This is a genomic window from Psychrobacillus sp. FSL H8-0484 (assembly GCF_038005325.1).
In the GTDB taxonomy this organism is placed as follows: domain Bacteria; phylum Bacillota; class Bacilli; order Bacillales_A; family Planococcaceae; genus Psychrobacillus.
Genome location: NZ_JBBOSZ010000001.1, coordinates 1,277,912 through 1,297,960, shown reverse-complemented (window position 1 = coordinate 1,297,960; position 20,049 = coordinate 1,277,912). Strand labels below are relative to the sequence as shown.

The 20,049-nt window shown below is 35.8% G+C and carries 13 protein-coding genes; 1 reads left to right on the top strand and 12 read right to left on the bottom strand.

The annotated features are described in order from the left end of the window. Window positions 1-14: 14 nt before the first annotated feature. The 4 genes from priA to gmk all read right to left on the bottom strand — a co-directional run bounded on the left by priA (window position 15) and on the right by gmk (window position 4,646). Entirely contained in the window at window positions 15-2,426 is a 2,412-nt protein-coding gene (gene priA, locus MHH81_RS05925) for a primosomal protein N' (protein WP_340919027.1), read from the bottom strand. Then, window positions 2,423-3,631 (bottom strand): bifunctional phosphopantothenoylcysteine decarboxylase/phosphopantothenate--cysteine ligase CoaBC, encoded by a 1,209-nt coding sequence (gene coaBC, locus MHH81_RS05920; protein WP_340919024.1) that lies wholly within the window; start codon window positions 3,629-3,631, stop codon window positions 2,423-2,425. Before coaBC ends, priA begins: the two co-directional genes overlap by 4 nt. 169 nt (window positions 3,632-3,800) lie before the next feature. Further along, a complete protein-coding gene (gene rpoZ, locus MHH81_RS05915; RefSeq protein WP_340919023.1) occupies window positions 3,801-4,025 on the bottom strand; it encodes a DNA-directed RNA polymerase subunit omega in 225 nt (74 codons plus the stop codon). Next, window positions 4,026-4,646, bottom strand: coding sequence for a guanylate kinase (gene gmk / locus MHH81_RS05910; RefSeq protein ID WP_340919020.1), 621 nt, complete (start codon window positions 4,644-4,646; stop codon window positions 4,026-4,028). Between the two features lie 524 nt (window positions 4,647-5,170). Here gmk and MHH81_RS05905 point away from each other — a divergent pair. Beyond that, window positions 5,171-6,856: an Rqc2 family fibronectin-binding protein gene (locus MHH81_RS05905; protein WP_340919017.1), complete on the top strand. Its 1,686-nt coding sequence runs from the start codon at window positions 5,171-5,173 to the stop codon at window positions 6,854-6,856. Window positions 6,857-7,256: 400 nt separating this feature from the next. On the opposite strand, the gene MHH81_RS21300 is transcribed toward MHH81_RS05905, so the two are convergent. The 8 genes from MHH81_RS21300 to MHH81_RS05875 form a co-directional block, all read right to left on the bottom strand. After that, window positions 7,257-7,616: a tyrosine-type recombinase/integrase gene (locus MHH81_RS21300; protein ID WP_445678126.1), complete on the bottom strand. Its 360-nt coding sequence runs from the start codon at window positions 7,614-7,616 to the stop codon at window positions 7,257-7,259. Between the two features lie 308 nt (window positions 7,617-7,924). Next, a complete protein-coding gene (locus tag MHH81_RS05900; protein ID WP_340919016.1) occupies window positions 7,925-13,552 on the bottom strand; it encodes a sacsin N-terminal ATP-binding-like domain-containing protein in 5,628 nt (1,875 codons plus the stop codon). Continuing rightward, a complete protein-coding gene (locus MHH81_RS21295) occupies window positions 13,477-13,782 on the bottom strand; it encodes an HNH endonuclease (protein ID WP_445678070.1) in 306 nt (101 codons plus the stop codon). Before MHH81_RS21295 ends, MHH81_RS05900 begins: the two co-directional genes overlap by 76 nt. 154 nt (window positions 13,783-13,936) lie before the next feature. After that, complete coding sequence (locus tag MHH81_RS05895; RefSeq protein ID WP_340919014.1) at window positions 13,937-14,599, bottom strand: hypothetical protein; 663 nt, start codon at window positions 14,597-14,599, stop codon at window positions 13,937-13,939. A gap of 416 nt (window positions 14,600-15,015) precedes the next feature. Next, window positions 15,016-16,290, bottom strand: a complete 1,275-nt coding sequence (locus MHH81_RS05890; RefSeq protein ID WP_340919012.1) for a hypothetical protein — start codon at window positions 16,288-16,290, stop codon at window positions 15,016-15,018. Between the two features lie 140 nt (window positions 16,291-16,430). After that, on the bottom strand, window positions 16,431-16,847 hold the full coding sequence (locus MHH81_RS05885) for a hypothetical protein (RefSeq protein ID WP_340919009.1): 417 nt from the start codon (window positions 16,845-16,847) through the stop codon (window positions 16,431-16,433). A gap of 1,129 nt (window positions 16,848-17,976) precedes the next feature. Continuing rightward, window positions 17,977-19,434 (bottom strand): D-alanyl-D-alanine carboxypeptidase/D-alanyl-D-alanine endopeptidase, encoded by a 1,458-nt coding sequence (gene dacB / locus MHH81_RS05880; RefSeq protein ID WP_340919006.1) that lies wholly within the window; start codon window positions 19,432-19,434, stop codon window positions 17,977-17,979. A gap of 194 nt (window positions 19,435-19,628) precedes the next feature. Continuing rightward, window positions 19,629-20,042, bottom strand: coding sequence for a hypothetical protein (locus tag MHH81_RS05875; RefSeq protein WP_340919004.1), 414 nt, complete (start codon window positions 20,040-20,042; stop codon window positions 19,629-19,631). Between the last annotated feature and the right edge of the window lie 7 nt (window positions 20,043-20,049).

Sequence of the window (20,049 nt, the reverse complement as noted above, 5' to 3'; positions counted from 1 at the left end):
TCATTTCAAACAGCTTATAAAATAGTGGATGGATCTAAGTCGACGGTTAATATAATCCCTTTTTTCATCCACTCCGTACGGTATATTTTAATTAGTTGCTGTAGTTTTTCAATTAATAGTGGTTCTTTTTTGTATTTTATCAAACATTGGTAACGATATCTATTTTGGATTTTACTAATTGCACATGCTGTAGGACCAACGACCATCGTACTAGAGGAAAGATTTTCTCTTAACCAATCGGTCGCAAGCTTCGCATATTCGGCAGCAAGCAGGACATTTTCATGCGTCACTTGCACAAGCGTTAAATAATAAAAAGGTGGATATTCATACTGTTTCCGAACTAGCATTTCACTATGATAAAAAGGTTCATACATTTGGGACTTGGAAAGCTCAATGGCATAATGCTCCGGAGTATACGTTTGAATATACACGACGCCTTCTTTATCATGTCTCCCAGCTCGTCCACTTACTTGCGTCATCAACTGAAACGTTTTTTCAGCAGCTCGGAAATCTGCTAGATGTAGGGTCGTGTCAGCATTCAACACGCCAACAAGCGTTATATTCGGAAAATCTAATCCTTTTGCAATCATTTGCGTGCCAAGTAAGATATCCGCTTCTCCGTCTCCAAACTGCTTCAATATGCGTTCATGAGACCCTTTTGTTCTAGTTGTATCTACATCCATGCGAAGTACTCGTGCATACGGAAAAAACTTCGCAATTTCTTCTTCTACTTTTTGCGTACCAGTTCCAAAAAATCGAATATGGTCACTTGTACATTCTGGACATTTCGTTGGGACTGGTTCTTCGTGTCCACAGTAATGACATTTAAGCTGCTCTCCCGCACGATGATACGTTAGGGAAATATCACATTGCTTACATTCCACAACCGTTCCACAGTCTCTACATAAAACGAAGGATGAAAATCCTCTTTTATTTAAAAACAGCACAATTTGTTCTTTCTTTTCAAGCTTTTCCTTCACCGCATCGGCAAGATCTACGCTAAACATGGAACGATTACCATTTTTAAGCTCTGCACGCATATCGACAACCTTCACGGTAGGTAAGGCTTGCTCTTTCGCACGCAAACGTAACGTTAGCAAGGAATACACATCTTTAGTAGCTCGTGCAAAGGATTCAAGAGACGGAGTAGCACTTCCTAAAATAACCGGACATTGATGAAACTCGCTACGCCAAATCGCTACATCCCTTGCATGATACCTTGGAGTATCTTCTTGCTTATAGGTAGATTCATGTTCTTCATCTAAAATGATGACACCTAAATCTTTAAAAGGTGCAAAAACAGCTGATCTTGCTCCTACCACTACTTTTACTTCGCCGCGCCAAATTTTACGCCATTCATCGTACTTTTCACCGATCGATAAGCCACTATGCATCACAGCTACTTGATCGCCAAAGCGTAGTTTAAAACGACGCGTCATTTGAGGGGTTAAGGAAATTTCAGGCACAAGCATAATCGCTTGCTTCCCTTTAGAAATCGCATTTTCTATAGCATGTAAGTAGATTTCTGTTTTCCCACTACCTGTTACGCCGTGCAGAAGAAATGTCGTATTTTCTGCATGGTCTTGTGAATGAGTAATCTTGGTTAATGCATTCGATTGTTCATCGGTCAGCTGAAACCGTTGATCTTTATCGTTATACTCGAGTGATGTAATTTCACGATACACTTCTTTGGTACCTTTTTGTATCACATGCTTATCTAACAATGCTTTGACGGTAGCAGTGCTGACATTTGCAGATTCTACTAGTTCCTGCATCGTAAAAGCACCTTGCTCTTGCAGTAACAACCATTCGATCAGTTCTTTTTGTTTCGTTGCTTGTTTCGTTAACTCATTTAACTGCTCAGCAATATATTCTTTATCTTCCACAAGCTTATACTTCACAATTATTTTTGCTTTTGCTTGTTGTTTGATGACTGTTTCTAGTTGCACGTTACCTGCAGTTAAGTACTTTTTCATCGGACGTAATAAATCCGCTTTTTCTATAGCCTCATAGGAGACGATATCTTTTTTGCCAAACAGGTCTAAAAAGGCATCATCCAGACCAACAGGATTTATGAGTTTAATGTTTTTCTTATACGAAGCACGTAGCGCAGCTGGAAGCATAACTTGAAGTGCATCAATCTCATAGCATAGCGTTTTTTTCGTCAGCCATTTGGACAATTGCAGAAGCTCTTCCGTGACAACGGGCTCCACGTCAATGATCGATTGAACTTCTTTTAGCTTGGACATATCTAAATCAGTATGCTGTTTAATATTCGTAATAAAGCCTTGTACTTTACGATTTCCGAAAGGGACATGAACGCGACTTCCACGTTCCACTAGTTCTTCTAAATGCTCGGGTACGATATAGTCAAATGGTCGGTCAATTGGATAGGCAGATACATCTACAATTACTTCTACTATCATTTACGCCCATCTTTTTCTAGCTGGATAATAGTTTGAAGTAATTGAAGCGCAAGCTCCTTTTTAGTTAAATGAGGAAAATGCATTTCTACGCCATTATGTCCAACTAACGTGACGGAATTTGTATCTGTTCCAAAACCTGAACCCGCTTCTGTTACGTCATTGGCAATAATATAATCCGCATTTTTCTTTTCCAATTTCCCTTTTGCATAATGAACAACATCATTTGTTTCTGCTGCAAATCCAATTAATAATTGATTTGTTTTCCTAGTCCCAAGCTCAGCAAGAATATCGGTTGTTCGCTCTAAAGCAATGGTCGCTTCCCCAGGTTGTTTTTTCATTTTTTGAGCTTGTACTACTTTTGGTTTGTAGTCTGCAACTGCTGCTGTTTTAATCACAATAGAAGCTGTATCGAACTGCGCTACCACTGCATCGTACATGCCCTGTGCACTTTCAACCGAGACAAACGTTACATTAGAAGGAGCATCTATACTAACTGGGCCAGAAATAAGCACGGTGTCAGCGCCTAAATTAGCTGCGGCCTCTGCCATTGCATAGCCCATCTTTCCGCTAGAAAAATTAGTTAGAAAACGAACTGGGTCTATTCTTTCTCTTGTAGGACCTGCAGTCACTACTACTTTTTGTCCCTTTAAAGGTAAATCCTTTGGAGAAAAATAATCTTCTACTAGCTTCACAATATTTTCTGGTTCCTCTAGTCGACCTTTCCCTACATACCCACATGCTAAAAAGCCTTCAGAAGGCTCAATGAATGAATATCCATCTTCGGAAAGTCGAGCTATATTTCGTTTTACTGCTGCATTATCATACATATGTACATTCATTGCCGGTGCAATCCATACCTTCGCAGTTGTTGCTAGTAAAGTCGTCGTCACCATATCATCTGCAATCCCGTTTGCAAGCTTGCCAATGACATTAGCTGTTGCTGGTGCAACAATGACTAAATCTGCCCAGTCCGCTAGATTGATATGCGCAATGACGCTAGAATCTTTTTCATCAAATGTATCCACATACACATCATTACGAGACATTACTTGAAAGCTTAAAGGTTGTACAAATTCCATCGCAGACCTCGTCATTATGACTTTCACATCTGCTCCAGCCTGCGTTAATTTACTTACAAGTGCAACGGCTTTATATACGGCAATACCACCTGTCACACAGACCACAATTTTTTTAGAAGTTAACATGGTTATTCTCCTCTCTAAACAACAAACTCCCAAAGAACTGTTCATTCTTTGGGAGGTGATAGTTTCTTAATCAAATTCGCCTTGGCGTATTTGAGTCCAGATTTGGCATCTGCCGGAGGCTATAGCTTTATTCAGTAGCGATATGAACGATCTGCTGAATGAAGTTATATTATACTTCGTCCTCGTAAACCGCGTCTTCGTTGGCAAATTCGATTGTAAGCTCACCAGCTGCAACTTCTTCTAACGCTTTCCCAACTTGTTTAGCTGATACGTATGAATGTAAACGCTCGCCGCCTACTTCTTGTAACTGACGAGCTCTTTTAGAAGCTACACTCACTAGTGAATATTTTGAATCGATTTTATTTTTTAATGAATCTACTGATGGATATAACATTTAATATTCCCCTTCCAACATTGCTAAATATCTTTTTTCAACACGTTCACGTCGACAATGCTCTGCAGCTACGATTGCGTTAATTTTCGCGCAAGCATTTTCTACTTCGTCATTTTCCACAACATAATCATATAAATGCATCATTTCCAGTTCCTGCCTTGCAGCCTGAATTCGAGAATTAATGACATCTTCTGTTTCCGTTCCTCTACCTATTAAGCGTTGTTCTAATTCTGATAAGCTAGGAGGAGCTAAGAAAATATAAAGTGCTTCTGGAGCTTTTTGACGTACTACACTTGCTCCTTGAACTTCTATTTCTAAAAATACATCTCGGCCAGAATCGAGTGTTTCATTAACATAATCAATTGGAGTACCATAGTAATTCCCTACATATGAGGCATATTCTAATAACTTCCCTTGTTCAATTAACTGTTCAAACTCTTCTTTCTGCTTAAAGAAATAATCTACTCCATCTACTTCGCCTTCTCGAGGAAGTCTAGTTGTCATAGAGATGGAATACTCATAATTTGTCCCGGGCTCTGAAAACAGTTCTTTTCTCACTGTCCCTTTACCAACTCCAGATGGACCTGATAAAACGATCAATATACCTTTTTCTCTTCGCATAATGTCTCCTTCAAATACATGCATACTCCGTTTGCCTGTACATTTATAACAGTTTACATACTTAACACATTATAACACAAGTTTCGATTAAAATGATAAGATAATAAGAAAAGCGTAAGTGCCTTTTAGAGGAATGCAGTCTAAGTTCGCGAAATCGTGTCGCAACGACTACAAAATCTTTTTTTGTTCTTTCGATTACTTATCGTAGAATAAATTGCTACTCGGATTTAGCGCTCTGGCATTCGCTTTCCGCGGGGCGAGCGCCGAGCCTCCTCCTTCGCTTACGCTACGTGCGGGGTCTCGCCTGTCTCGCTGATCCCGCAGGAGTCTCACGCCGCCGCGATAAATCCTATTATATGGGGTTAAGATTCAGCGATTAGTTACAATAAAAAATACTATTTTAGAGTTTTTCAGTGCACTGGCAAGGCGCTGAAGTAGGACATTTTTTTAGGAAAAAGTGAATCAAAATAAAAAACTGGCACCTGGAGCCAGATCAAAATAACGTTTTGAAAGAGGATAATATTATGGCTTTTGATGGATTATTTACAATTTCAATGAAAACGGAGCTTCAACAATTAGTAACTGGGCGTATTTCTAAAATACATCAACCAAATGCTCAAGAAATCTTAATGCAAATCCGAGCACAAGGGAAGAACTATAAATTATTGTTTTCTGTACACCCTTCTTATTCACGTGTGCAAATTACAAACGAAACAATTGACAATCCTGCAACACCTCCATTATTTTGCATGGTTTTACGTAAACATTTAGAAGGTGGAATCATCTCGTCCATTCGTCAACACGAAACAGATCGTATTATCATCTTCCAAATTCAAAGTAAAAACGAAATTGGAGATGACATTACTCGAGAAATCCATATGGAAATTATGGGGCGTCATAGTAACTTGTTATTAGTGGACCCTAGTCGAAATCTTATTTTGGAATGTATCAAGCATTTATCCCCTTCCATGAATAGCTATCGAACGATTTTGCCGGGTCAACCTTATATTGCCCCACCAACTCAAAATAAACTCCATCCATTAGTGTATTCAGAGGAACTGTTGAATGTAATTCAATCAGCCCATGAATCCAAAGAAATTGTGGAGCAAATTTCCGGATTCTCTCCTTTACATGCAAAAGAACTACTTTATCGATTTAATGAAGCAACTGATAGAGTGGAAGTTTATAAAGCATATATGAAAGAATTTGAACAAGGCGGATCAACAAAACAAATCGTCGAATTAAATGGGAAGACTTTTTATTCACCAAATGGTTTAACCCATTTAGATGGAGACAAACATAAGGAAGAAAGTCTCGGACATTTACTAGATCGAGTGTATTTTGCCAAAGCAGAACGCGACCGTGTAAAACAACAAGCGGGAGATTTAGAAAGATGGCTTCAAAACGAATTAAACAAATTGAAGCTAAAAATAAAAAAACTCCAAAAAGACTTCGAACAAGCTGAAAAACTAGATACTTTTCAACTGTACGGCGAGCTATTAATGGCAAATGCCTATGCAATGGAAAAAGGGGCAAAAGAAGTCGAGCTAGTGAACTACTACGACGAAAATGAAAAAACAGTCGTTATTCCATTAGATAACCGAAAAACACCAACTCAAAATGCACAAAGCTACTACAACCGATACACAAAAGCAAAAACAGCGTTACTCAAAATTGAGCAGCAATTCGAAATCACAAAAGAAGATATTGCTTATTTCGAATTACTACTACAACAAGTAATGCAAGCATCGCCAACCGACATCGAAGAAATTCGAGAAGAACTAACCGAGCAAGGCTTATTAAAAGCAAGAGCGTCGAAAAAGAAGAAAAAACCAACAAAACCAACGCCTGAAAAATTCATTGCCTCAGACGGCACAGAAATTTCCGTCGGCAAAAACAACAAACAAAATGATTTTGTTACATTCAAACTAGCTAAAAAAACAGATACATGGCTCCATACCAAGGATATCCCAGGATCCCATGTTGTTATACATTCGGATAAACCATCCGAGGTGGCTTTGTTAGAAGCAGCGAATCTTGCAGCTTATTTTAGTAAAGCACGCGAATCTGCTTCAGTGCCTGTGGATTATACGGTGATTAAGCAAGTGAAGAAGCCTAGTGGTGCGAAACCGGGGTTTGTGATTTATTTTGAACAGACGACGTTGTTTGTAACTCCGGATGAAGAGAAGATTAGACATATGAAGAAGTAGACATACAATAGCGACCAGGTGGTTTCCGGTTTGCTTAGGATTGCACATCTACTACACCTTTAACGAGAGAATGATAAAATCGGTTGGAAGTTGCCTGCGTCACTTCCAGCCGATTTCTTCTTTTCGGGGATGAAAGAATAGATTCTGTTCTTTTCATAAAGAAAGCAGCCGAAGATACAATTTCAGCTGCGCTTTGCTTTTATATCTTATATTCACTTACTATTAACAATTCTCAAGTGAAAGATAATTGGTTCCGAAAACTATCTGATTTGTTTTACCTCGACAAGGTGGGGGGCAAGTTCGAGACTTGTCGAGACCATCCTTATCATAAGCCTTAAAACGTTGATACATCAATGTTTTAAGGCTTTTTCTTTTAGTAAAAATTCCTAACATATACTTCTTATTTTAGGGTTTTTCCGCAATTTGTCCGCAGGATTTTTACTATATTAGTTAGAATGACCTTGAATGGCCTGATGAAAAGTATCCGCAATTTCGCTATCTGTATTCGGTAATAAATGCGCATAGAATTCCAATGTAATTTTGGGATTTGCATGTCCCAATCGTTTAGAAATTTTAACTTATCTACTCCTGCCGAGATAAGAATGGATGCATGCGTGTGTCGAATATCATGGAAACGAATATTTGGTACCTTGGCGCATTTTACAATACGCTTCATTACTCGTACAACATTGCGCGGATCTTGTAATCTACCTGTATTTGTACAAATGACCAAGTCTTGGTCCTCAAACGCAGATCCCACTAACTCCTTCCATTCTTCTATTCGTTTTTTATGCAAAACTAATTCATTCAGAACGAATTCAGGAATAGGGATTTGTCATTTGGAACTTTTTGTTTTCAAAGATGTGAAAATATAACCATTTTCAGGGACATGAGCTAACGATCTTCTCACATGAATTACTTTTTGTCCCAAGTCTATATCACTCCACTAGAGCCCTAAAATCTCCCCTCTTCGCATACCAGTATAGATGGCAAGTAAAAAAGTTAAATAAATTGTGCATAATTGTAGATTTTCTACCTCATATTTTAAAAAACTCAAAAGGTTCGAGTTTATTTCCTAAACTTAACCCTCACCCCAACATCTGTTAAACTAAATAACTTTTCCCCTTCTTTGGAATATGGATTAGGTAACCAGTAAATTTGTGGATCTTTAAATGTATTAGTAATGAAAGCGATGACGTATTCCGAGTTTTTCTTTTTGGCGTCTATTTTTGCTTGTGAGGTTTCCGAAGAGCCCATTTCAAATTTGTTATCTTGTCCAATTGTCGCTTTGACCTCAATATGAAAGGTCTTATTCCCTTCAATTATTTCAAAATCATAGCCAAGTGAATCATTAGCATTTTTTTCTTCAAACTCAATCCGACTATTCTCAGACACCCAATTTTCCGGAGTAAAGTCTTTATGATGATGCTTTAAATAGTTATAGATAATTAGCTCACCCACACGACCAACCATTGCCTGAATCTGCTTTCCTGGTCGACTTGGAGATCCTCCGTTTTTATTACCGCTATTCTTTGAAGGTTGATTTCGTTGAGGTAACTCCAATTCTTTAAGTGACATCGGCTGATCAAAATTACCGGTAGAACTCAAAACATTATTGTCTAGGGTATTGACCAGTTTCCCTAGGTTCTTATGATTGCTTTCATCCGAATCAAATTCTTGACCAAAAATATTTACCAGCCGCTTTTTACGAAGTTGCTTTTCCTTCTCATTTTCAATGAGCTCCTCCACATCTTCTATCTCTTCGTTTTGATTGAGAATGTCATCGATAGCCAAACTTATTTGATTCTCCCCTTTTCCTCTCAAGTTAACCAAATCATCATTAGGAATCCTACCGCTTTCAATAATAAATTCATAGGTTTGTTCTACATTCCATTCCTGTAACTCAAACAGTTCTCTTTCCCTGTCCTCAGTGACGTGAGCATATAGAGTACTCTCAGCAAGTAGCCAATATGCGGACACTTCCTCACCCTTTTGTTTCGAAAGTAAAATCGAAGCATATTGAAGCTTTTTCAGACACTCTTTTAATAGATTCTGATTATGTTTCGCAATTTCAAGATAGCTAATAAAATTTACTCCCACAGTTTTTAATTGATCGTTGAGTTTCTGCATACTCTTTGTTTCCCTAAAAATCTCTAATAAATTGTTTCTAACCCCATAGTTCTCAAGAAATTCTTTAAGCAGTCTTATTATATGGACATCTTTTAACTGCCATATCTCTCTAGTATACTGAGGTTCTAAATTTAATTCCCAGTAACTAGACTTCAATTTAAGATAAGTCTCAAATTCAATTAATAGGTTATTAACTAAGTACCGTAACACAGAAATCATCGTATTGGAAAATTGCTTTTTGTAAGACTCAAATTCCTCATACAATTGATCATTCACAACCACTTGGTTCACTTTTCCCAAATCCACTAACGCTTGATTCCATTTTTCAAGCTGCACACAATATTTTATATAAACACGGTGACCCATGGCTTTATAATTATTGGATTCCTTAGCCATTCGGACTATTTCACTAACCACAACCCCGGCAGAAAGGTATTTGGATACATAGTCCTCTAAGTTAGCTTCACTATCTATTAATGGAAAGTTCATAACTGCTTCTAGTGTGGCAGACTTGTCCTCTGCTAAAACAACAGTCGTCGGTAGCAACATCTCAATAATCCATTGTAAGTCTTCATTAACTACCCTTTTTACCGTTTCATAATCTTCTTGGGTGATTTTTAAAGATTGTAAAGCTTCTAGAATGACACCTTCAGCAGGCTCCTCCAAATCGTTTTTCAAAAACTTTGTAAAAGCAAATTTTAAGGAAAGCTCTAAAGGAGCGATTTGTAAAACCTCTCTTATACAGACTGCAAGATTCTCAAAGATATTGGTTGAATTTCTTGTAAATAATATGGTGTCAGTCTCTCTGTGATAAACTGTAATTTCGTTTTTTGTACTGATTACCTCTCCATCCATATTGATCAGTGATCGTTCAATGTGATCACAAGCTTGCCATTTAAGTTTTTTCAGTTCCACACAAATTTCATGAAATCTTTTATGATTAATCGATAAACCGCTATCCTCTCTAAAAATAACAACTGTCATAATAAAAGGAAATAGCCATTCTCTATCGTCTTCTATAAAATTAGTTTCACAGTCTGCGGCTTTCTCTTTATCCCATAGTTCAGCGTTAACATAAACCTTCTGTTCTAAGTTGGTTAATCTTCCCAAATTTGACTTATATAAATGGATCAACATCTCGATGAATTTCTTTCCATGATCAATAAAAAGGATGTTCAAATTGGAATTGTTTTGAAGTTCCATTAATCGCCTTTTATCATCTGGAATAAAAACAGTCAAACCTTCTTCATTGTTAAAATTTATTGCTTTTAAGTGATTATCTTGTGCCACAATTAACGACTCTGGACCATAATCAATAAATGTACTTTCAGGATCATAGAACTCTAGGAGATGCTCCCAGGTGCTTTTATAATGATTTTTAAAATAATTGATTAACTCTGGTTTTACCGCTTCACTTTCATACAAATAAGCAAGTTCATCTAAAAGTTCAACTGCCTCTTTAGGAGTCGCCGGATCAAAGCTACGCAGGTCGAGCTCCTTTATATTTGATATCGCCCCTGTTCTTTCTAGAAGCTGTGATATCTCGTAAGATACATGATTCAAATAAGAATAAGAAAAACCAGATGAGCGTAAATTGCTTGAATGTATATACCAGACCTTACTAGGAGGTAAAAATATACCTTCATCTTCCTTGCTAACAGGAATCCAGCTCAACCGACTTAGTGACAACTTCAGTAAGGATGGAAAAGACACTCTCCATTGTTGACCATCTAATTTTTTTAAATATACTTTTTCCCAATTCTTCCATTTAGGGAGAGAGGCTACGACAAGACCGGCGAAAACTAATCTAGTATTTTTTGAAAAACTATTGTAACCAGCCATTCCCTCTACTGTAAGAAATGGATATAACTCATAACTGAAGTTCCCAGAATAATAAGCCTTAGTTCTTGAAAGAAGGTCTTTATACCAGTTCAGTTGTTGTACCGAAAAATCCCCTTCGATTTTATCAGCAAAATAAAAGCCTGTATTATTACCATTGATTCTGATTTTCTCAGTTTCAATTACCGGCACCAAACGAAGAGTATCAATTGTTCCACAGAATTCAAAAAATTGAGCCATGTCTTCCTGAGTGAATTTATGACTATGGAATTTAGTGATAATTGTTTCATAGTCTAGAATCTGCTTTTTTTGGCCTTCAAGATAGCCATATTTCGCAATTTCATTAAAATATTGACTGAGGTAATGACCATATTGAACGGACCCATAGTTATTCCAATTGGATGAAAAATAAGTCTCTGTAGCCTTGTACCAACCACCATTACACGGAACCAACAGCTGATTAAATCGTCGCTTTAAACTATCTGGACTTGAAAGTGAACCAAAATAGAGTAACATCGTCCATTCCAAAAGTTCATAAAGCTGGTCTGATTTTTCTGTAGGAAAAGGGATGACCCCATCTCTAGGCATCTCAGGAATAATGACTTTCGTAAGGATATTTTCTAACTGAAACTCCTGGACGAGTCCACTATCTCTTAAAAAATCGTTAATTGAATTCTTTTTTCTCCCTTTAACCCCTTTTTCCGTCTCATATAATTTTAGATCCGAGTGGATGAAGGCAATTTTATTCTGTAAAAAGGAAGGGATATTAACTTTGGAACTCTCTTTTATCTCAGCAACATCTTCATAATGATTACCTTGCACAGGTGGGAAAAAGATGTACAGGCTATTTTCTGTGTCTCCTCCGGCATGAAGCTTGTAATCTTGTCCTAGCAAAATTTCATAGTCTGCTAAATCCTCCGCCGAATCGTCAAAGATTTTCACTAGTTCCTCATAAAAGAGCTGCCATTGACACATAGTAACCCTTTTTGAGTGTAAAATTTTTGCCAGACGTTCAGCCCATTCCGCCAGTTCACTTGATGTCGGATACCATTGGACTCCTAAATAGTCCCCAAATTCTTCAATACTCTTAATTCGATCATCCGAAATACCCGATAGTAGCTTAATACCTAATTGCTGGGAAAAATTCTGTGCTGAAAAGAGCTCATTGCTCCAATCACTTTTGAGAAGATACACATTATTAATCGACCCAAAGCACAGAATACTCTTTTGATCCTGATAAGGAAAAACCCCCCAATCTACTAAATCAATAGATTTTTCCTTTAATCGCTGCTTCAATTCTTCCATCACGATCCTCGGAATATCCTCGTCGCTCTCATGAAAGCTAATCAAATCAGCAATAAGATTTTCACAACGAGGCGGTTGGTTTTCGATGACATAATCCATTGATGCTAAAATCAAAATTGCTGCCTCACGAAGCAATAGCTCATTGAGGGCAAGTGATGTATTTATTTGAGTACGGTTCATTTGCCCTAAAAATGGTGCATTTATATGAAATGCAAATCCGTTAGGTTGTTTCGTAGGTAAGTAGATAAATATTTTTCCTTTTTGCTGTTCACTAGATAACGGAATTGCTAGATCAATTGTTGCAGCATCCAGAGTCTCCCAGCTCCCATGAAGCTTTGTCGCCGCTTGTAAAATTCTTTTCTGATTTTGAGGATCAGCCTTCCCGCCTATTGAACGGGAAACCAACAGATATTTTTTAGCTATCCCATCCCGATCTTCCATTTCAATCTCTTTAAAAATACAAGGGCCCTCTAATAGAAGCTTTGATTTTTTAGTCATATGTCTTGTGATTGTTTGCTTGTCCTTGTCTTCAAAAATAATGGTAAGCTCTTCGAGTCCATTTAGAAAAATCCAAGAATCAAGTTCCAATTCCTTTAGAGCGTTGACACAAATTTTTAAAGCATCATCCTCTGTTAATTCAAGTCTCACCACTGTCGCATAGCCTTCACGGCCTAAATCCATTAAAATGTCATCTTCATATTTATGTATCGGAAAAGGCAGCTGATAAGGAGAAATTTGCGATAAAGCTATTGAAATAAAGGAACGCTCGTCAACCATTTTTGTTTCAATCATTTGGGCATGGAGCGCATCTCGAAACCTTTGAATTTCATCAGGTCCCCAGTCCACAATTGGAATATCATAATTTGTGAGAAATTCTAAAGTTGGTGGAGATGGTGAATGCAATATCTTAAGGATATCGTCCACTAATCGTTGCACTTTGGAAGGATTAAACTCAAAGCTATAGCCATCAAACCCAAGACCCTCGACAAAAGTGCCAGAAAAAATCTGTGGAACTTTACTTACTTGCAGCACACTTTTAAAGCCGATTCCTTTATTCCCCACTGCCTCACTCGGGTTCTTATCACTTAAAGCGAGGCTTGATAAGGCATTAAAATTACTTTCTGTAAATGGATCCCCAGTATTAGCAAAATAGAGAACAGGGCTTTTTCCTTTGTATTCTTTCAAAATAATCTTTATCTTCCCTGGAGCACCACTTTTGGATTTGGTAATGGCATCATGCCCATTTTGCAAAAGCTCAATAATAAATCGATTTGCATAATCCTGTGTCATCTGCTCAGTTAAGTTATACACACTCTGATAATTCCGTGTTTTGTTTTTTATCTCTGCTAAAAATGAACGGAGCTCTCGAGCTGTTTTATCAGCAACCAAGTAACCATAGTCAATCCTACTTTGAACTTCCATAACATCCTCCTACAATTTGGACAAAGTGCTATTACATTATCTAAACAGTCACTATCACCTCTAGATAAATAATGAATATGATGAACTTCTAAAAATGGCTTGCCTATTTTATTGGAAAATGGAGCTGGATTTTCACATAATTGGCATACCCCTTGTGCTACTTTTTTTGCAAATTCTTTAATACACGCTACGAATAAATACTGATTTTTGAGCAGTTTTTCTTTTTTCATTATTTCTTGATTGACTAGTAGTCCACCGAAATCAATAGACTTATTAATGCCCGCTCTCCTCTTTTTTTAACGATTAAGAGGGGTCTTCTTAAGTATTATCATTTTTCTTTTCTTGAAGAAATTATTTTTCATGGTAGTTGAAGAACAAGATTCTTTAACATACACCAAAATAACTATTGATTTCGTTTCCTAATTTTGTTACTTCATAATGGTCGTCTAAAGTTCCATTTGAGTCGAATACATTAAGATGTATCAATCCTAATCTTTCAAGTTTGTTATTAACGTAGGAATGATATCCCATATCAAAATCCTCTTCAGGAAAAGCAGTTCGCGCGAACATACCTTCGGTAACTTTATAATTTTGGTTTAGGTGAACATCAATAAAATAGTGAATTTCTTTTACTCTTAGATTTCTTAATATATCAAAATAAACATACATTTTCTCCATATCAATTTCAGTTTTAGTCAGTGAAGCAACGAAACCATTTACAAATAGCTGGATTTTTTCTTCTTCTTGTTCTTCTACAACATAATCCCAAAACAGCGGATAAAGCTTCTTTCGCTGATTTTCCGGTAATCTGTCTTCGATTTCTTCAAATTTGTGATATAAATCCTCAATAGCAATCTGTAAGTTCCTTTGTTCCCTTTTCTTTTTATAATTGTCAAGGGAGGTAAAAAGGATTGTTGCAGCAGCAGCAGTAACTGGTTCTAAACTTACTATTGCTTGCGCATTCAATAATGGAATCATTGTAGCGCCAAACGAATCCGTCAAAGTCTCTTTAAACAATTCAAAGCCCTTCTTTTTTTTCACTTGCAATCCATCCCTCTTCTTCATGATAAATTTTATATGCTACTTATTTATTATAAATCACACAATTCAATAAATTGTAAATGCTATTATATTCAACTAACCTACCATTTTAGTTCAATAAGAAAAAAGAGCCACTTGAGCAGCTCAATGTTCTTCATGTAAAGCATCCATTAGCCACCCATACAGCACAAAATAGTGCTGCACCACAGAGAATGAAAATGGTTAGAGGTGTCAATATTAGTAGTCCACCGAAATCATTTTTCTTTTCTTGAAGAAATTATTTTTCATGGTAGTTGAATAGTGATGTGTATTATTTTTGGTTTTATAACAACTTGTAAAGATAGTATTCATTAACGGGTTGCCCGTTTATTATTAATGAATGTACTTTCCTTTTAAACATTACTAGAACAGGAACCAAAATATTAAAAGAATCCATCTATTCCATTGTTAAACTTTTCTTTTAAATAATCTTCCCATGAGTTTGTTCCTATATTAAGACATAACTCGGGATACATACAAATCAATTTTCCAATTGCCTTTTTAGCAATATTATAACTGTTTACTTCTCCTTCAATTTCACTAAAATAAGCTTCCTTGCCAGCATGTGCATATTCATTTCTCATTTTATAAAGTTGCTCTAATGAATCAATTATAGTTCTTCTTTCTAATAGATTCGGTATTTCAACAAATCTTGGAAGAAGAACTCGCACCTTCATTCTGTTACTATGATTTTCTTGTGCCAAGATGGTTTCAGCAGTTGTAATCATTAATAATACTCCTAGGGATTGTGATTCCCTATCACTTATTAAATCTAGGCTTTTATTATATGTCCTTAATGCACCATAAAAAAGGTTTCCCATACTTTTTGGTGATTCTTTTGTTAATACTAGTTGTTTAATTAGCTGAGTGAATTTTTCCATATGTTCAGTGTCATGAAGGAAGTCCGCAGAGAAACTACATTTTGTAGAGTAAGATATCGTACTATGACCTTGTCTCCAACTATCTTTTGCTAAAATAGCCAAGTGATGGTTTGTTTCGTAATTATAGAGATTAAGAATATCAATATTTGATAAATATTCGTCAACCTCATAAATCTCACCATAATAATATGCCCTAAGTAAAGAAACAATACCTCTGGCGATAAAGGAGGCATTATATCTTATATATTCAGTCTGCCCAGTATGATTAAATACTAAGATTGCATGCTTCATAAAATCAGGAGAACGACTTTGTTTAGTATGAGATAAACTATTTTTCACATTCGCTATACTAAGACCTGTAATTTTAGAGAGGTGGGTTACTTTATCCTCTTCACTCATTTTTCTAGGAATTATTGAAATCATTTCAGTATAAATTAATTCTTCTAATTTCAATTCCGGAAGTGGAATTAGTATAAAATGTTCATCTTTATTTAATAAGAAAACCTCTTTTATTCTTTCTATCAATTTTTGTATATCATCAATTAAAACTTCAGTCTCTCTTTTTGAACATCTTAAATAAATATCATTTAATAGAACGTCTTGAAGTAAACTATAATCTGAATAATTTTCATTCATAACCAGTTCACCAAAAGAACTTTCAAGATTACGATATACTTTTTCATTAATATATTCATAATTTTTTATGTAATAATCATCAAATTTTCTATTTACCAAAAAATTTAATAGGCTACTGTATAATTTTGCAGTGTTTTTCAAGTTGGCAACTCCTTAATTAATTCTTTTGTTTATAGTAAAGAATAGAGCTTTATTTTTGCATATTGGAATAAGTCACCATGTTAATAATATAATGTGGGAACATTACGCTGGGAACTAATCTATAGATAGATGAAAATTTTTTAAAAGCAGTTTTTGGTGATATATTGCCATACCTTTAATCCAATAAAATATGGTATATGAATCATGGTCTGATTCCATTTTATTGTATACTTTTCATCAGTAATTGACTGTGCAATCTCTGTTATCTTTGTAGAAGATAATGGGCTTTTAAGTAATTCAAAACGTTCAAGATTCATATAATGCTCTTCGTTAATGCTATTAGCTATATCACACATTTCAACTATACCTGTTGCTATACCTCGTGCAATTATTCCTCTGCTATTACTATATAAATAAATAATATCACCCGCTTCAATCTCATCTATGAAATATTTCCATGGTGAATAGTAAGCGGCTACTTTTTTTTCGTTTAACATCTCATTCTCATTTTGGGCATTATGAGTTTTATTTGTATTCACTAGATAAACTTTTGGCATTATGGAATCATCCTTTTCATCATTCTTAGTACACCTTTGATTTACGTATCTACTAGTAAAAAAGTTTCATTATAATTAAATAGAAGTTCATTTATGTAAAATCTACCGAAAACGATTAAACAATAGGAGTGTTATTGGCAGAGGGAGTAAAAAGTGGTCAAAGTCGATTACTTTCATTTAATGGCATCGCAAAGGAGAAGCACTCGCCATTAAATGGAAGGACCTAGACTTCACAAAAAATGAAATTCGGATAGTCTTTTCCTAGTTGTCCCTGTATATGATGCTCATATTATATAAGAGAGAGAAGACTTCGGCTGCTAAGGCCTGCTAGCTCAAATAATCTGGCTAATCCTATAATATTGGAGTATTGAAATGAGATAATTCTTAATTAACACTTATCAACTGTTTTAGCCTGTTTGAAACAAAAAAGTAATACAGACCACCTGTTCACTCATTTGTCCGCAATTTGTCCGCATAATTAATTTTTTGTACCGATAATTCTCCTAATAGGAAGAATATTTTTGAAAAAGATAATTGGTCTAGTTTTATCACTTATTGCATTGGTTTATCTACTTAACCTAATAGTATCAATCTAATAGAGGTTTTTATTAACTAGATAAATTCACCTTTCATTAGGTGTATACATTAAATAGATTTAAATTCGCGGAATATTATATAAGATAACCCTAGGTCACTTTCCCCTAGACAGCCTTTGGTTGAATAACCCCTAAATATTATCGTTTCTTATAGTATGTCTATACTGGTGATGCCAGTACCAAGATCAGTTGGGTAAGTCTGATCTTGTTTTTTTTGTGCTTCTAGGTGCATGGCTTACTTCTATATTTGTATTTTAAATATGTTAAGAAACAACTGAGAGGAAGTTACTTTTTTACGACCTTCTATATGAAAAATCATCGTTTTATAGAAGTTTCTTCTATATTAAATAAAGATAAGTGGAGGAAGTAATTTATATGAGACTGCCCCAATTTATTTATAATAATTTCAAACCATTTCTACTTCCATAGGATATTTCACTCTTCTCCTAATAGAAAAAACACCTCACGTTGTATTTAAAGGTACGATACCCGGTTTCAACGAAAAGGTGTTTTTATTTACCTAACTCAATTCCCTACAATTCTTTCGCTATTTCTTTAACAATTTCATCAATCGCTGTGGAAGCCCCCGATTTATTTTGAACTAACACACTAAAGATATACGATTGTCCACTACTTGCCTCTAAATAACCACTTAGTGTGCTTACTCCAGTTAATGAGCCTGTTTTTGCATAGACTTTTCCTGCAGTCAGTGGATCTTTCAATCGATTTCTTAAAGTACCACCTACCATTCGATCCGTATTTGCAGCTACTGGTAAGCTAGTAAAATAAGTATTAAACCAATCTTCTTCTTGTACTTTGTATAACAATTCACTTATCGCTAAACTCGAAACGCTATTTTCATGAGACATTCCAGAGCCATCTTCAAATTGCCAATCTGCCATATTTAAGTTAATTGAGTTTCCATATTCTCTTATAACTTGTAAGCCAGCCTTTGTGCTACCGTGATGATTTTTCACTTTCCCCATTGTTTTTACTAATATATCTGCTATGCCATTATTGCTTAGTTTCATATAAGGAATTAGCAGTTGCTCCAGTGTCATCGATTGCTTCATGGCAACGAGTTGAGCACTATTTGGTGTTGCAGCTTGAAATACTTTTTCTTTTGAATACTCGATTCCTGCTTCTGCTAAAACTGCTTGGAACATTGTCAATGTATGTGTCGTTGGATGTTGAACAGTCACCCATTCTTTTTTCGTTTTATCGACAGGAAGATTTCCACTAATGACAATCTGGTTTGATTGATATAATCTTTCAATTGTTACTGTATTGCTTTTTCCAGATTCTACTGTTTGTGCTTCATTTACTATTTGTAAATCACCAATGTTCGGCGTTACTTTAATGGAAGGTAATTCTCCAACTACAGTCCCAGTTGCTTCTACGATAATCGTTCCAGAATCGTAGTCTGTGTTTGGAGAAGTGGTTAAAGCTGAAATAGGTGCAGCGTAATAATAAGACTCGTCCTCAACCCAAATCCCAGGTGTTAATAAATCGTCATCAAACCATTTATCATCACCGACAATCCGACCATCGATTTTATGAATACCCTGTGATTTTAACTCTGCTGCGAACTGTTGTAGGTCTCCAATGGATAGCGTTGGATCACCTTCTCCTTTTAAGTAGACGTCCCCTTTTAAAACCCCATTGGACGTCTTCCCAGTAGTATAAAGGCTTGTATTAAAACGGTAATCCTTTCCTAGTACATCTAAAGCTGCTGCAGTGGTTAACAGTTTCATATTGGATGCTGGTTTTATAGTTGTTTGACCATTGTAGTCAAATATCATTTCACCAGAGATTCGGTCTCTTACCGTAATACTCACATCTGCTCCAGCTAATTTTTCTTCTACAATCCTAGTAATAGAATCACTTAACGTTTCCTCTACTGTTTCTTCTGCTTGAGCAACATTGTGAAAACTGAACATGCCCATAACCAACATCCAAGCCATCACCATGGTCATCCATTTTTTCTTCATGATTTTCCCCCTTTGAATTTTTTATTATTGCTTAGGGATATATTCATCATAAAGAAAATTTTTCCTTTACATCTATAAAAAACAGGCTTATCGATTGAGATTAAAAGAATTAACCTGAATCGATAAGCCTATATTTTTTTCGCAACTCATGTCAATTGTCCTGAAGAAAACAACCAACATAATACCAAACTACTTTATCTGCTCAATCCTATATAGCCCCTAATTTTCTTGACAATACCACTTGGCATTTTAAACTTAAATGCTTTGTTTACATCTACTAATTTTGTTGCCTTTCGTACAGCCATATAGCTTCTCTTAAATAATTTTCTGTTTTCTACAATATCAATTATGACCGCTTCTAAAAAAGCAATACTACAAACAATAATAAGTATAATAATTACGATCATATCGTAAATGCCATCGAAGGAATCTGGTTTATAAGAAATAAAGTTAAGTTTGATATAAAAGAAGAGCACACCAATAGCAAAAGAAAAAACAGGAATATATTTCATTAGACTATTGGACACTTTTTTCCCTAGATAATAGGTAATACACGCCACTAACCCCATTAAAATTAAACAAACAAATACGGCAATCTTAAAGCTCATTTGTTCA

Bases quoted from the DNA above. Each gene is read 5' to 3' on its own strand.
- priA (WP_340919027.1), bottom strand. From the start codon at position 2,426: ATGATAGTAGAAGTAATTGTAGATGTATCTGCCTATCCAATTGACCGA.
- coaBC (WP_340919024.1), bottom strand. From the start codon at position 3,631: ATGTTAACTTCTAAAAAAATTGTGGTCTGTGTGACAGGTGGTATTGCC.
- rpoZ (WP_340919023.1), bottom strand. From the start codon at position 4,025: ATGTTATATCCATCAGTAGATTCATTAAAAAATAAAATCGATTCAAAA.
- gmk (WP_340919020.1), bottom strand. From the start codon at position 4,646: ATGCGAAGAGAAAAAGGTATATTGATCGTTTTATCAGGTCCATCTGGA.
- MHH81_RS05905 (WP_340919017.1), top strand. From the start codon at position 5,171: ATGGCTTTTGATGGATTATTTACAATTTCAATGAAAACGGAGCTTCAA.
- MHH81_RS05900 (WP_340919016.1), bottom strand. From the start codon at position 13,552: ATGGAAGTTCAAAGTAGGATTGACTATGGTTACTTGGTTGCTGATAAA.
- MHH81_RS21295 (WP_445678070.1), bottom strand. From the start codon at position 13,782: ATGAAAAAAGAAAAACTGCTCAAAAATCAGTATTTATTCGTAGCGTGT.
- MHH81_RS05885 (WP_340919009.1), bottom strand. From the start codon at position 16,847: ATGCCAAAAGTTTATCTAGTGAATACAAATAAAACTCATAATGCCCAA.
- dacB (WP_340919006.1), bottom strand. From the start codon at position 19,434: ATGAAGAAAAAATGGATGACCATGGTGATGGCTTGGATGTTGGTTATG.
- MHH81_RS05875 (WP_340919004.1), bottom strand. From the start codon at position 20,042: ATGAGCTTTAAGATTGCCGTATTTGTTTGTTTAATTTTAATGGGGTTA.